The following is a 14,885-nucleotide window of genomic DNA, read 5'->3' as shown; positions in this document are numbered from 1 at the left end:
TTCGATCAGGCAGCCGCGCGCGCCGGTGCCCTGCCGGCGGGACGCGCGAGCTGGAGATGGTCGCGCAGCGTCGCGCCCGTGTACTCGGTGCGGAAGATGCCGCGCCGCTGCAGGATCGGCACCACGCCGTCGACGAAGTCCTGCAAGCCGTCGGGCAGCGCATCGGGCATCAGGTTGAAGCCGTCGGCGGCGCCATCGCGGAACCAGTGCTCGATGTCGTCGGCGATCTGCTCGGGCGTGCCGACGATCACGCGGTGCCCGCCGCCGCCCGCCAGCTCGCGGATCAACGCGCGCACCGTCAGGTTGCGCCCTTTCGCCGCGGCCAGCGTCGCGCGAAAGAAGGTGTGGTTGCCATTGGCCGGCACGGCCAGATCGTCCGGCAAGGGCGCATCGAGTTCGAGCCGCCCCACCTCGATGCCCAGCGTGCCGGCCAGGCGATTCAGGCTGTAGTCCCACGGAATCAGATCGACCAGCGCATCGCGCCGTTGCCGGGCCTCGGCCTCCGTGGCGCCGATGATCGTGGTCAGGCCCGGCAGCACCTTGACGGCATTCGGGCCGCGCCCGAGCGCTTCCGCCCGCGTATTGACCGCACGCCGGTAGGCCAGCGCCTCCTCGAATGACTGCGCCGCCGAGAACACGGCCTCGGCGTGGCGCGCCGCCAGCTCGCGTCCATCGTCGGAACCGCCGGCCTGGAACAGCACGGGATGGCCCTGCGGCGGCCGCGGCAGGTTCAGCGGTCCGTGTACGTCGAAGAACGCGCCGTGATGGGCCACCGGCTGCAGCCTGCCGGTATCGACGAAGCGCCCGCCGGCCTTGTCACCGATGAAGGCATCGTCCTCCCAGCTGTCCCACAGCGCCTTGACCAGCGCCGTGAATTCGTCGGCGCGCGCATAGCGCTGGCCGTGGTCGGGGGGTGCGCGGCGGCCGAAATTGCGCGCCGAGCCGGCATCGGCGGTGGTCACCACATTCCAGCCGGCGCGGCCGCCGCTGACATGGTCCAGCGTCGCGAAGCGCCGCGCGATGTTGTAGGGCTCGTTGTAGCTGGTCGATACCGTGGCGACGAGGCCGATGTGCGTGGTCGCGGCGGCGACGCAGGCCAGCAGCAGCGTCGGCTCCAGCGCGGTGATCGGACGGAAATGGATCTGGTCCGCGATCGAGGCGTTGTCGGCGAGGAAGATCGCATCGAACTTCGCGGCCTCGGCGATGCGCGCGACGCGGACGTAGTGCTGCACGTCGACGAAGGCGCCCGGATCGCTGGCGGGCAGGCGCCATGCCGAGGGCACGAAGCCGGAATGCAGCGCGTTGATGTTCAGGTGCAGCTGGCGCGGGGGCGTGGTCGAGGTCGTTGTCGGTTTGATTGTCGTTGCCATGGCTCGTCTGCCGGTGTTCAGAACACCCGGCCCTCGGTCAGATGGGTGGTCTCGCCGTTCAGGTGGTAGGCGCCGATAACGCGCGCCTTGTGCAGCAGCGGGTTGTGGCTGAAGATCGTGCGCAGATTGCGCCAGTGGCGGTCGAAGTTGTAGCGCTTCGCCGTGAACGACGCCCCGCCCGCCTCGAACATCCGCTCCCCGACGTGCAGCGCCAGCTTGCTGACCACCAGCTGCGTCTGCGCGGTGGCCAGCGCACCCTGCAGCACCAGCGCCTCGGCATCGGCATCGCCCGCCTGCAGCGCATCGGCCGAGCGGTCCAGCACGCGCGCGTTCTCCCGGACCAGCGCGTCGATCGCATGGCTGTGCGCGGCCAGATCGCCAATCACCTGCTGGATGACATGGTCCTCGCGCGCGGACGGCGCGGGACTGTGCAGCGCGGGACGGCCATGCCGCTGCACGTAGTCCCGCGCATCGGCCCACGCGTTGCGCACGATGCCGGCGGCCACCGCGACCAGATGCAGCTGCCGCAGCGCCCCGCAATGGCGGCCTACCAGCGTGCTGTTGCCGCGCCGGGTCACCTCGTCGGCAAATACCTGCACGTTGTCGAGCACCAGGCTGCCGCTGGCCGTCATGCGCTGGCCCATGCCGTCCCAATCGTCGACCACGCCGAAGCCGGGGCGATCGGTCGGAATCACGATCGACGCATCGGCGCCGTCGGCATCCTTGACGTTGATGCGCGCGTAGTCGGCGAAGGCCGTGCCGGTCGAGTAGTACTTGCGGCCCGACAGCCGGTAATGGCCGCCGTCGCGGCGCAGCGCCGTGGTGATTTCGCCGGGCCGGGCGGTGCCGACCTCCGTCGACGCCCCGCCGAAGATCGCGCCGCCGACGATGCGCCGCACCTGCAGGTCGTTGAAGGCCGAGCGCGGGGACAGCCGCAGCGACTCGGTCTGATCGAAATGAATGCGCAAGGCGTGCGCGACATTGGACTCGTGCGCCGCGATGGTCGCGATCACCTCGAACAGATCGACCAGCGAGCCGCCCAGGCCGCCCTGCTCCACCGGAATCCGCAACAGGCCCAGGCCCGACTGCCGGAACAGCGCGAAGCCCTCATAGGGCAGCAGGCGCCGGGCCTCGCGCGCCGCGGCATCGGTACCGATCTTCTGTGCCAGCTCGGGCAGCGACTCCAGCGCGGCGCGCAGGGCATGGCGCGCATCGAAGTCCAACGGGGCATTCATTGGCGGGTCCTCTCGTCTGCAATACGAGCCTGAGAGGATAGGGACGGGACCTGCGGAGGGGAACGAAGGAAAGGGGATATCGATATCTGCGGCGACGTTCTTTGGATAGGAGCGCGCGCAGTCGCGCCGCCGAAATGCCATCCGCCGATGAACGCCACCCAATGAAAAGAGCCCGCATGAAGCGGGCTCGATCGGATGCCGGTGAAGCGCGGAACCTGGACTCAGAACGGAATATCGTCGTCCATATCCTCGAAGCCGTTCGACGGCGACTGCTGCGGCCGGCGTGCGCCGCCCTGGCCGCCACCACCGCCCTGCGCACCGCCACGGCCGCCGCCACCGCCATAGCCGCCGCCCGACGATTCGCGCGCGTAGCCGCCGCCTTCCTCGCCGCCGCCGCCGCCCTGGCGCGAGCCCAGCATCTGCATCTGCTCGGCGACGATCTCGGTGCTGTACTTGTCCTGGCCGGACTGGTCCTGCCACTTGCGGGTGCGGATGCGGCCTTCGATATAGACCTGGGAGCCCTTGCGCAGGTACTGGCCGGCGATCTCGGCGAGCTTGCCGAAGAAGGCCACGCGGTGCCATTCGGTCAGCTCCTTCATGTCGCCGCTCTGCTTGTCCTTGTAGCGGTCCGTGGTGGCCAGCCGGATATTGGTCACGGCATCGCCACTTGGCATATAGCGCGTTTCGGGGTCCGCGCCGAGGTTGCCGACGAGGATGACTTTGTTGACGGATGCCATGAGGTGTTCTCCGAGAACCGCGCCCCGATGGGCGGCGCGGCAATGTGCTGACTGATTTGACTCTTTCGACTGATTTGCGCCCGGCGCGCCGATGGTAGTGCGGCCCGGCGCCGGAAAGCGTTTCCGCGTGATGCGGCCGTTGCCGTGGACCGCCGTGGACCGCGCTGGAGACGTCGTGCCCGGCAGGCCGCCGCGTCAGTGCGCCGGCTGCGGCTCGCTGTCCGGGCCGCCGTGGCGGACCCTGGCGGGCGGCGGCTTCATGCCCCAGGCGATTATAAGCCAGAGCACCAGCACGGCCGCGCAGCCATGGAAGACCGCGCTGCGGCCGGCGTGCTGCAGCAGCCAGCCCCCGACGGCGCCGCCGAGAAACAGCCCGATCGCCTGGGTGGTGTTGTAGACCCCGAGCGCGGCGCCGCGCGAGGCGGCCGCGTAGCGCGACACCAGCGAGGGCTGCATCGCCTCCAGCACGTTGAAGGCGACAAAAAACAGCAGCAGCACCCCGACGATCGGCCACAGGCCATGCACCGCGGCGAACAGCAGCTGCACCGCCGTCATCAGCGCGACCGCGCCGAGCAGCACCGGGCGGATCCGGCCGTAGCGCTCGGCCGCCATCATCGGCGCCAGCATCAGCAGGAACGACACGAGCACGACCGGCAGATAGACCTTCCAGTGCGAGTCGACCGGCATGCCGGCATCGACCAGCATGCCCGGCACCACCATGAACATCGCCACCTGGGAGGCATGCAGCGCCAGCACGCCGACGTTCATGCGGGCCAGATCGGGATTGAGCAGCACCTTCGGCAATACCCGGTGCAGCGGCAGCTGGTCCGGGTGGGGCGGCGGCGGAGTCGGCACCAGGAACAGCGTGACGGCGATCGCCAGCAGGCCGAGCACCGACATCAGCGTGAAGATGCCCGGCATGCCGATGGTGCGCAGCAGCGGCGAGGCAATCACCAGCGACAGCGCGAAGGTCAGGCCGATGCTGCCGCCAACCATCGCCATCGCCTTGGTGCGATGGCGCTCGCTGGTCAGGTCGGCGATGCAGGCGGTGATCGCCGCCGAGATCGCGCCCATGCCCTGCAGCGCGCGGCCGGCGATGATGCCGGTCAGCGTGTCGGAGAACGCCGCCACCAGCCCGCCGGCGACGAACAGCAGCAGGCCCCCGACCATCACGGGCTTGCGGCCGATGCGGTCGGACAGCCAGCCGAGCGGGATATGCAGGAAGGCCTGCATCAGGCCGTAGATGCCCATCGCCAGGCCGATGCGCTGGGCATCATGGCCATCGGGCAGCGTACGGGCGTATTCGGCGAAGACCGGCAGGATCAGGAACAGGCCCAGCATGCGCAGCGCGAAGATGCTGGCCAGCGACACGCTGGCGCGCAGTTCGATACGGCTCATCCGTGCGGAGACCGTGCCGGCTGTTCGTTCGGCACCATCGGCCGCGGCTGGGGAAGAAGACTGGGTCGACGGCATTGCGCTCGTGGGGACTCGGGGATACGGGTGGCCGGCCGTGCGCCGGGCCCCGCGCCGCGGTGCGCGGCCATGCCGGGGCGCCATGCGAACCGCCACCGTGGCCACCGTGCCGGGCGCCGGAGCCGCGCCCCCTCGCCGGCAGGGGGCAGAGGCAGGGGCAACCCCGGAAACCGAAGTTCGGTATATTAGCAGGTTTGCTCCCGGCGCCAGACGCCGGATCGGCGGGAAGTGGCCCGGGCTGGCGAGGAAAATCGGCCAGCGGCACGGACGTGGCGGCCAGCGGTGGACAGGTTGCGGCAGGCAGCGGCCGAGGCAGCGGCAGATCGCCGCAGAGGCCGGCAGGCAAAGGCAAAAGCCGCGGCCGAAGCCGCGCCAAGACGGCCGCCAGCCCCCTTCCCCGCCGGCCCGCGCCGAGGCCCCGGCCTGCTTCCTGCTTTGAGCGTACGCCCGCCGCCAGCCATGGCGCGGGCGCTCCGTGAGACCGGCCTGTCGACCCCGACTGGCGGCCCCGCCTGGCGAAGACAAACGGTATATGGAAGAAATCAGAATCCGTGGGGCCCGCACCCACAATCTCAAGAACATCAATCTCGATCTGCCGCGCAACAAGCTGATCGTGATCACCGGCCTGTCTGGCTCGGGCAAGTCCTCGCTCGCCTTCGACACGCTCTATGCCGAAGGCCAGCGCCGCTACGTCGAGTCGCTGTCGGCCTATGCGCGCCAGTTCCTGCAGCTGATGGAAAAGCCGGACGTCGATCTGATCGAAGGCCTGTCGCCGGCGATCTCGATCGAGCAGAAGGCCACCAGCCACAACCCACGCTCGACGGTCGGCACCGTCACCGAGATCCACGACTACCTGCGTCTGCTGTACGCGCGCGCCGGCACGCCGTATTGCCCCAACCACGACCTGCCGCTGCAGGCCCAGAGCGTGTCGCAGATGGTCGACGCGGTGCTGGCGCTGCCGGAGGACACCAAGCTGATGATCCTGGCGCCGGTGGTGGCCGACCGCAAGGGCGAGCACACCGACCTGTTCGAGACGATGCAGGCGCAGGGCTTCGTGCGCTTTCGCATCCGTTCGGGCGGCGGGGCCGCGCACGAGGCGCAGGCCAAGGTCTACGAGGTCGATGCGCTGCCCAGGCTGAAGAAGACCGAGAAGCACAGCATCGAAGTCGTGGTCGACCGCGTCAAGGTGCGCGCCGACATCAAGCAGCGCCTGGCCGAATCGTTCGAGACCGCGCTGCGGCTGGCGGACGGCCGCGCCATCGCGCTCGAGCTGGACAGCGGCGCCGAGCATCTGTTCAGCTCGAAGTTCGCCTGCCCGATCTGCTCGTACTCGCTGCCCGAGCTCGAGCCGCGGCTGTTCTCGTTCAACAACCCGATGGGCGCCTGCCCGAGCTGCGACGGCCTGGGCCAGATCACCTTCTTCGATCCGAAGCGGGTGGTGGCCTTCCCGAACCTGTCGCTGGCCTCGGGCGCGATCAAGGGCTGGGACCGCCGCAACCAGTTCTACTTCCAGATGCTGCAGAGCCTGGCGGCGTTCTACGACTTCGACCTGGACACCGCCTTCGAGGACCTGCCGGCCGAGGTGCAGCAGGTGGTGCTGCACGGCTCGGGCGAGACCGAGATCCCGTTTACCTACATGAACGAACGCGGCCGCACCACGACGCGCTCGCATGTGTTCGAGGGGATCATTCCCAATCTGGAGCGCCGCTATCGCGAGACCGATTCCGTGGCGGTGCGCGAGGAGCTGGCCAAGTACCAGAACAACCAGCCCTGCCCCGCCTGCCATGGCACGCGGCTGCGCACCGAAGCGCGCCACGTCAAGGTCGGCGACGGCGAACAGGCGCGCGCGATCTACGAGATCAGCGGCTGGCCGCTGCGCGACGCGCTGACCTGGTTCCTGACGCTGCAGCTGCAGGGCGCCAAGCGCGAGATCGCCGACAAGATCGTGCGCGAGATCTCGGCGCGGCTGAACTTCCTGAACAACGTCGGGCTCGACTATCTGTCGCTGGAGCGCAGCGCCGACACGCTGTCGGGCGGCGAGGCCCAGCGCATCCGGCTGGCCTCGCAGATCGGCTCGGGCCTGACCGGCGTGATGTATGTGCTGGACGAACCGTCGATCGGGCTGCACCAGCGCGACAACGACCGGCTGATCGGCACGCTCAAGCATCTGCGCGACATCGGCAATTCGGTGCTGGTGGTCGAGCACGACGAGGACATGATCCGCGCCAGCGACTATGTGGTCGACATCGGCCCGGGCGCGGGCGTGCATGGCGGGCAGATCGTCGCCGAGGGCACGCCGCCACAGATCGAGGCCTCGCCGGCCTCGCTGACCGGGCAGTACCTGTCGGGCGAGCTCAGCATCGAGGTGCCGGCCACGCGCACGCCGCCGGACCCGGAACGGATGCTGCGCATCCTGAACGCCAGCGGCAACAACCTGAAGCAGGTCAATGCCGAGATTCCGGTCGGCCTGCTGACCTGCGTGACGGGCGTGTCGGGCTCGGGCAAGTCGACGCTGATCAACGACACGCTGTATCCGGCGGTGGCCCGCCATCTGTACGGCTCGACGCCGGAGCCGGCGCCGCACGACCGCATCGACGGGCTGGAGCACTTCGACAAGGTCATCAACGTCGACCAGAGCCCGATCGGCCGCACGCCGCGCTCGAATCCGGCCACCTATACGGGGCTGTTCACGCCGATCCGCGAGCTGTTCGCCGGCGTGCCGTCGGCCAAGGAGCGCGGCTACGATCCGGGCCGCTTCTCGTTCAACGTCAAGGGCGGGCGCTGCGAGGCCTGCCAGGGCGACGGCGTGCTCAAGGTCGAGATGCACTTCCTGCCCGATGTCTACGTGCCCTGCGACGTCTGCCACGGCAAGCGCTACAACCGCGAGACGCTGGAGGTGCTGTACAAGGGCAAGAACATCTCGGAGGTGCTGGAGCTGACGGTCGAGCAGGCCTACGAGTTCTTCAGCGCGGTGCCGGTGGTCCGGCGCAAGCTGCAGACGCTGCTCGACGTGGGGCTGGGCTATATCCGCCTGGGGCAGGCGGCGACCACGCTGTCGGGGGGCGAGGCGCAGCGCGTCAAGCTGTCGCTGGAGCTGTCCAAGCGCGATACCGGCCGCACGCTGTACATCCTCGACGAGCCCACCACCGGCCTGCACTTCCACGATATCGCGCTGCTGCTCAAGGTCATCCACAAGCTGCGCGACCAGGGCAATACCGTGGTCATCATCGAACACAACCTCGATGTGATCAAGACCGCGGACTGGGTGCTGGACCTCGGCCCCGAGGGCGGCGCCGGGGGCGGGCAGATCATCGCGCGGGGCACGCCGGAGGACATCGCCGCCAGCAAGGCGAGCTTTACCGGCAAGTATCTGGCGCCGCTGCTGAAGCGGCCCGTGGAAGCGGCCGCAGCGCAGGCCGCGGCACGGGCCCCGGCGCGGGTCAGGCGCCGCTGACGCGCGGCGGCGCCCTGCCCTCGTCGGCGGGCACCATCGGTGCGCGCGCCGGGGCAGGCGTGCCGCCGGCGGCCGCGGGCGCAGGGATGCCCTCCTCCTGCGGCTGGCCATCCTCTTCCCGCATCCGGCTGCGATCGAGGGCGCCGGCTTCCTCCAGCACCGGATAGGCGGTGGCGCAGAACAGCGAGTTCAGGCGCTTCAGGTCGCTGATCACGTCCAGGTGCAGCGAGCTGGTGTCGATGCTCTCGATGGTCTGCGTGGCCACGCGGCGCAGGTGGGTGTGCGAATACTTGCGCTCCAGCTCGCGGAAGGTCGCCTTCTCGCGCATCAGCTGCCGCGCGCTCTTCAGGTCGCCGTTCAGGAACACCGACAGCCCCAGCCGCAGATTGCTGATCAGCCGGGCATGCATCTCGGTGATCTCCTGCATGCCGGCCTCGGAGAACACCAGGTTGTGCGCGATCTTCTTGTCGCGCGCGTCGAGCAGGATCCGCTCGATGATGTCCGCCGCATGCTCCAGGTTGATATTGAGCGAGATGATTTCGGTCCAGCGGCGGCCGTCGCGCTCGTCGAGCGCCTCGACGCTGATGCGCGTCAGGTACAGCTTGATCGCGGTGTAGAGATCGTCGATCTCGTCGTCGATGCGGCAGGTGGCGGCGGCCAGCTTGGCATCGTTGGTCCGCAGCACGCGCAGCATGTTGTCCAGCATCTGCTCGACGCGGTCGCCGATGCGCAGCACCTCGCGCGCCGCGTTGGCCAGCGCCAGCGTCGGCGTGGACAGCGCGGCCGGGTCGAGATGGCGCGGCGTGACCTGGCTCTCGCCGGTGTTGCGGCCCGGCAGGATGGTTTCGCACAGCCGCGCCAGCGGCGCGGTCAGGCCGATCAGCGCGACCGCCAGCACCACGTTGAACAGCAGGTGGAAATTGACGATCAGCCGCTGCGGGTCCGCATCGAGCGCGCGCAACAGCGTCTGCGCTTCGTCCAGCAGCGGCAGCGCCACCACGCAGCCGAGCAGGCGCGACAGCAGATTGCCCAGCGTCACGCGCTTGCCGGGCTGGTTATTGCCGGAGGTGGTCAGGAACGCCGAGATGCCCGAGCCGAGGTTGGCGCCCAGCACCAGCGCCAGCGCGACGGGGATCGACACCACGCCGGCCGAGGCCAGCGCGCCGCAGAACAGCACCACCGCGAGGCTCGAATAGGACAGCACGGTCAGGAAGGCGCCGACCAGCATGTCGAGCGCGGTATCGCCGGTCAGGCTGGCGAACAGCACCTTGACGCCGGCGGCCTCGACCACCGGACGCGTCGCATTGGAGATCAGCTCCAGCGCCAGCGTGATCAGCCCCAGGCCGATCAGCACGCGGCCGACGTGGCCGGGCCGGCTGCCCTTCCAGCTCAGATGCGCGATCACGCCGACGAAGATCAGCAGCGGCGACAGCCACGACAGGTCCAGCGAGAACACCTGCACCATCAGCGCGGTGCCGACGTTGGCGCCGAGCATGATGGCCAGCGCGGGCGCGACCGCGATCAGGCCCTGGCTGACGAAGGAACTGACGATGACGGCGGTCGCATTGCTGCTTTGCACCAGGCCGGTCACGCCGAGGCCGGCGGCGAAGGCGGTGAAGCGATTGGCAACGCTGGCCGAGAGCACGTGGCGCAGATTCGCGCCGTAGACGCGCAGAATGCCGACCTTGACGATATTCGTGCCCCAGACCAGCAGCGCGACCCCGGAGAGCAGATGAAGCAGAACGCCCATGGTGTGGCACCCATTGCGGCCGGTGCGGCGGTCAGAGGCAGGGGCCGCCCGGCCCTTGTTGTGAATGAACGGCCATTATGCGCCCGCGCCGCGGGCAAGGGCAACGCGGGGCGCCAGCGATGGTGGGCTTTGCAACGCTTCGCGGCGCTGCGGCGTTGCGACTTTGCGGTTCAGTGGCCTTCGAATCGGCACACGGTAAACAGCGGCAGCCCGCTGTCGAGCAGATGGCGCGAGCCGCCAAGCTCCGGCAGGTCGACGATCGCCGCGCCCTCCACTACGGTCGCGCCGAGCCGCTCCAGCAACCGGCGTCCGGCCATCATGGTGCCGCCGGTGGCGATCAGGTCGTCCACCAGCAGCACGCGGTCGCCCGGCTTGCAGGCATCGGCGTGGATCTCGACGGTGGCGCTGCCGTATTCGAGCTCGTATTCCTCGGCCACGGTCTGGAACGGCAGCTTGCCCTTCTTGCGGATTGGCACGAAGCCCAGGTTCAGCTCGTAGGCGACGATCGCGCCGAGGATGAAGCCGCGCGCGTCGATACCGGCCACCACGTCGAGGCCGGCATCCATGTAGCGGTGCACGAACACGTCGATCAGCACGCGCAGCGTCTTCGGGTCCTGCAGCAGCGGCGTGATGTCGCGGAACATCACGCCGGGCTGCGGCCAGTCGGGCACGGTGCGGATGCGGTCGCGCAGATAGGTGGTGACGTCGCCCAGGGGCGGGGACTGGATGGTGGGAGCGGGCATGGTCTGAAACTGCGGATGAAAGGGGTGGCTGAAGCGCCAGCCATCTAGGATAACGGCTTCCTGTCCCCTACCCCTCTCCCGCGGTGGGAGAGGAGATCGGTTTGCGTCCGTCGCTGTGCTTGCTGTCTATTTCGCCCCGCTCCCGCTTGCGCGTGGGGGCCGCGGAGAGGGGGCGTGCTCCGTCAGCGTTCGGTCAGGCGCTGCTCGGCCGCCTCGAGCGCCTCGGGCGTGCCGCGCAGCACCAGGATGTCGCCGGGCTCGAGCACGGTATCGGGCTGCGGATCGAAGGCGCGGATGCCGCGCCGCCGCACGGCGGTGACCTCGACGCCGATATGCTCGAGCCCCAGCGTGCCCAGGCGCCGGCCGACCGCGGTGGCGTCCGGGCCCAGCGACAGCGAATGCAGGCGCACCGAGTCGCGCTCGATCATGTCCTCCTCGTCGTCGCGGCCATGGAAGTAGCCGCGCAGCAGGCTGTAGCGCGCATCGCGCGCCTGCTGCACGCCGCGCACCACGCGCCGCATCGGCACGCCCAGCAGCACCAGCGCATGCGAGGCCAGCATCAGGCTGCCCTCGATGATCTCGGGCACGACCTCGGTGGCGCCGGCGCGCTGCAGCACCTCCAGCTCCGAATCGTCGACCGTGCGCACGATCACCGGCAGGGCCGGCTCGAGTTCGTGCACATGGTGCAGGACCTTCAGCGCCGACGGCGTGTTGGCATAGGTGATGATCACCGCCGCGGCGCGGTGGATGCCCGCGGCGATCAGCGCCTCGCGCCGGCCGGCATCGCCGTAGACCACCGTATCGCCGGCCGCGGCGGCCTCGCGCACGCGGTCAGGGTCCAGGTCCAGCGCGACATAGCCGATGCCCTCGCGCTCGAGCATGCGCGCCAGGTTCTGGCCGCTGCGGCCGTAGCCGCAAATGATTGCGTGCTTCTCGGTCTGCAGGCTCTGCGCCGCGATGCGCGTCATGTTCAGCGATTGCAGCAGCCATTCGTTGGCGGCAAAGCGCATCGCGATCGCGTCGCTGTACTGGATCAGGAACGGCGCCACCAGCATCGACAGCAGCATCGACGCGAGAATCACCTGCGTCAGCACCGGATCGACCAGGCCCAGCCCGTCGATCTGGTTCAGCAGCACGAAGCCGAACTCGCCGGCCTGCGCCAGCCCCAGGCCGGTGCGGATCGCCACCCCGGGACGCGAGCCGAACAGCCGCGCCAGGCCCGCGATCAGCAGAAACTTGAACAGCACCGGCACGATCAGCAGCGTCAGCACCAGCCACAGGTTGTCGATCACCACGCGGACATTGAGCAGCATGCCGATGGTGACGAAGAACAGCCCGAGCAGCACGTCGCGGAACGGCTTGATGTCCTCCTCGACCTGATGCCGGTACGGCGTTTCCGCGATCAGCATGCCGGCCATGAAGGCGCCGAGCGCCATCGACAGCCCCAGCCGCTCGGTCAGCGCCGCCATGCCCAGCGTGACCAGCAGCAGGTTCAGCATGAACAGTTCCTGCGAGCGGCGGGCGGCCACCACATGGAACCAGCGGCTGACCACTTCCTTGCCGAGCACGAAGATCAGCGTCAGCGCCACCACGATCTTGATGATGGCCAGGCCCAGCGCCATCGGCAGCTCGCCGGGGTCGCGCGACAGCGCGGGAATCACGATCAAGAGCGGCACCACCGCCAGATCCTGGAACAGCAGCACGCTGAAGATGTTGCGGCCGTGCTCGGTCTCCAGCTCCAGCCGTTCGGACAGCATCTTGGAGACGATCGCGGTCGACGACATCGCCAGCGCGCCGCCCAGCGCGATCGAGGCCTGCCAGCTCAGGTCGAACACCGCGCTGAACAGCCAGCCGACCGGCGCCACCGCCAGCATGGTCAGCACCACCTGGCTGCCGCCCAGGCCGAACACCAGCCGCCGCATCGAGCGCAGCTTGGCCAGATTGAACTCCAGCCCGATCGAGAACATCAAAAAGACCACGCCGAACTCGGCCAGGTACTTGGTTTGCCCCGAATCGCTGGCCAGGCCAAGCGCGTGCGGTCCGATCAGGATGCCGACCGCCAGATAGCCGAGCATCGGCGGCAGCTGCAGCATGCGGAAAGCAACCACGCCGAGCACGGCGGCGGCCAGCAGCACAAGGGTCAAGTCCAGCGGAGAATGCATTCGGGCGGGCCGGTGGTGGTGCGAGCGGTGGTGCGAGCGGTGCTCGTGCGGTACTGGTTGTGGTGCGAGCTGTGGTCCGAATAGCGGTGCAGCAGTGCAGCGGTTGCGCCGGCGGTAAAGCAAGCGGTGGACCAGGAACGGCCTGCCCGGCACGGCGGCATGTTGCCGGGGGCGGCCAGCCGGCGCAGACCGAATCCGGACGCGGAGGCAGACGCCGGGCCGGACGCGCCGCGACCGGCCCGGGCGTCATCGCATTCATTGGTATACTTCGTCGCCATGATAGCCAATTTCAATGCGGAAAGAGCACTCGAGCTCGCACGCCATACCCTGCAGATCGAAGCCGATGCGGTCGCCGCGTTGTCGTCGCGGCTGACGCCGGACTTCGCGCGGGCGGTGCAGCTGGTGCTGGAGTGCTCGGGCCGCGTGGTCGTTTCCGGCATCGGCAAGTCCGGCCATATCGGCCGCAAGGTCGCGGCCACGCTGGCCTCGACCGGCACGCCCGCCTTCTTCGTCCATCCCGCCGAGGCCTCGCATGGCGATCTCGGCATGGTCACGCGCGACGACGTGCTGATCGCCTTCTCCAATTCGGGCGAAACCTCCGAGCTGCTGTCGATCGTGCCGATCGTCAAGCGCATCGGCGCCAAGCTGATCTCGGTGACCGGCAATGTCGAATCGAACCTGGCGCAGCTGGCCGACGCGCATCTGGACGCCCGCGTCGAGAAGGAAGCCTGCCCGCTGAATCTCGCCCCGACCGCCAGCACGACGGCGGCGCTGGCGCTGGGCGACGCGCTGGCGGTGGCGGTGCTCGACGCGCGCGGCTTCGGCGAAGAGGACTTCGCCCGCTCGCACCCCGGCGGTGCGCTCGGCCGCAAGCTGCTGACCCATGTGCGGGACGTGATGCGCACCGGCAATGCGGTGCCCGAAGTCCGCGAAAGCACGCCGCTGGCACAGGCCCTGATGGAGATCACCCGCAAGGGCATGGCCATGACCGCCATCGTCGATGCCGAGGGCCGCGCGATCGGCGTCTTCACCGACGGCGACCTGCGCCGGCTGCTGGAAACGCCGCGCGACTGGAAGACCGTGCCGATCGGCGAGGTCATGCATGCCAACCCCTTCACCGTCGGGCCGGACCAGCTCGCGGTCGAGGCGGTGCAGGTCATGGAAGCAAACCGCATCAACCAGCTGCTGGTGGTCGACGCCGACCAGCGCCTGGTGGGCGCGCTGCATATCCATGACCTGACCCGGGCCAAGGTCATCTGACGAACGCCATGCGGGATCTGTTCCCTTCCCTGTCCCGCCTCGCGCTGCGGCTGATGCCGCTGCTGCTGATGGCGCTCGTTGCCGGCAGTACGTTCTGGCTGGTGCAGATCAACACGCCGCGCCAGGTCAGCGATACCGAACGCCAGAAGCGCCATGTGCCCGACTACTGGATGGAGCGCTTCACCGCGACCGAACTGGCCGAGGACGGCAGCACCAAGATGCGCTTCACCGGCGAGCGGATGATCCATTACGAGGACGACCAGACCTACGAGGTCACGCGGCCGGCGATGCGCGCCTACGAACCGGACCGGCCGCCGGTGACCGGTACCGCCGACCTGGGCAAGATGAACGCCGACGCCAGCGTGATCGACCTGTTCGGCAACGCCCATATCGTTCGCGTGCAGGGCGCCGATCCATCGCAGGACCCGCAGATGAGCGCGACCTCGAGCTACTTCCAGATCCTGATCAACGACGACATCGTGAAGACCGACAAGCCGGTCAAGCTGACCCGCGGACCGTCGGTGATGACGGCCAACGGCCTGGTCTTCAACAATGTCACGCGCGAGGTCAATCTGCTCGGCAATGTGCGCGGCACCATCGTGATGGCGCCGCGCGGCGGCGGCGCGAAACAGCCATGACGCATCGCGCCGCCGCGCCAGGCGCGCACCATTCGAACGATCTCCGCGCCAGTCCGGGCCACT

At 68.9% G+C, this 14,885-nt stretch carries 10 protein-coding genes; 3 read left to right on the top strand and 7 right to left on the bottom strand.

The annotated features are described in order from the left end of the window. Positions 1-5: 5 nt before the first annotated feature. The 4 genes from F1599_RS23425 to F1599_RS23410 all read right to left on the bottom strand — a co-directional run bounded on the left by F1599_RS23425 (position 6) and on the right by F1599_RS23410 (position 4,815). Positions 6-1,370, bottom strand: coding sequence for an LLM class flavin-dependent oxidoreductase (locus F1599_RS23425; protein WP_150084695.1), 1,365 nt, complete (start codon positions 1,368-1,370; stop codon positions 6-8). A 17-nt stretch (positions 1,371-1,387) separates the two neighbouring features. After that, complete coding sequence (locus F1599_RS23420) at positions 1,388-2,605, bottom strand: acyl-CoA dehydrogenase family protein (RefSeq protein ID WP_150084694.1); 1,218 nt, start codon at positions 2,603-2,605, stop codon at positions 1,388-1,390. 221 nt (positions 2,606-2,826) lie between these two features. Continuing rightward, positions 2,827-3,342 (bottom strand): single-stranded DNA-binding protein, encoded by a 516-nt coding sequence (locus tag F1599_RS23415; protein ID WP_149320126.1) that lies wholly within the window; start codon positions 3,340-3,342, stop codon positions 2,827-2,829. Between the two features lie 195 nt (positions 3,343-3,537). Then, positions 3,538-4,815 (bottom strand): MFS transporter, encoded by a 1,278-nt coding sequence (locus F1599_RS23410; RefSeq protein ID WP_150084693.1) that lies wholly within the window; start codon positions 4,813-4,815, stop codon positions 3,538-3,540. Positions 4,816-5,347: 532 nt separating this feature from the next. On the opposite strand from F1599_RS23410, the gene uvrA reads away from it, so the two are divergent. Continuing rightward, positions 5,348-8,269: an excinuclease ABC subunit UvrA gene (uvrA, locus tag F1599_RS23405; RefSeq protein ID WP_149320124.1), complete on the top strand. Its 2,922-nt coding sequence runs from the start codon at positions 5,348-5,350 to the stop codon at positions 8,267-8,269. On the opposite strand, the gene F1599_RS23400 is transcribed toward uvrA, so the two are convergent. From F1599_RS23400 to F1599_RS23390, 3 genes are all read right to left on the bottom strand, one after another. Continuing rightward, positions 8,256-10,019, bottom strand: coding sequence for a Na/Pi cotransporter family protein (locus tag F1599_RS23400; protein ID WP_150084692.1), 1,764 nt, complete (start codon positions 10,017-10,019; stop codon positions 8,256-8,258). The two genes, uvrA and F1599_RS23400, sit on opposite strands and share 14 nt — an antisense overlap. A gap of 170 nt (positions 10,020-10,189) precedes the next feature. Further along, positions 10,190-10,762, bottom strand: coding sequence for an adenine phosphoribosyltransferase (locus tag F1599_RS23395; RefSeq protein WP_149320122.1), 573 nt, complete (start codon positions 10,760-10,762; stop codon positions 10,190-10,192). A gap of 182 nt (positions 10,763-10,944) precedes the next feature. Beyond that, positions 10,945-12,924: a monovalent cation:proton antiporter family protein gene (locus F1599_RS23390; RefSeq protein WP_149320121.1), complete on the bottom strand. Its 1,980-nt coding sequence runs from the start codon at positions 12,922-12,924 to the stop codon at positions 10,945-10,947. Positions 12,925-13,200: 276 nt separating this feature from the next. Here F1599_RS23390 and F1599_RS23385 point away from each other — a divergent pair, with 276 nt between their 5' ends. Both F1599_RS23385 and lptC read left to right on the top strand, forming a co-directional pair. Next, positions 13,201-14,184 (top strand): KpsF/GutQ family sugar-phosphate isomerase, encoded by a 984-nt coding sequence (locus F1599_RS23385; RefSeq protein WP_149320120.1) that lies wholly within the window; start codon positions 13,201-13,203, stop codon positions 14,182-14,184. A gap of 8 nt (positions 14,185-14,192) precedes the next feature. Further along, positions 14,193-14,822, top strand: a complete 630-nt coding sequence (lptC, locus tag F1599_RS23380) for an LPS export ABC transporter periplasmic protein LptC (RefSeq protein ID WP_149320119.1) — start codon at positions 14,193-14,195, stop codon at positions 14,820-14,822. Positions 14,823-14,885 lie beyond the last annotated feature (63 nt).

The sequence above is a fragment of the Cupriavidus cauae genome (genome assembly GCF_008632125.1).
GTDB classification, from domain to species: Bacteria; Pseudomonadota; Gammaproteobacteria; order Burkholderiales; family Burkholderiaceae; genus Cupriavidus; species Cupriavidus cauae.
Note: the sequence above shows the minus strand (reverse complement) of the source record. Positions and strands in the feature narration are given on the sequence as shown.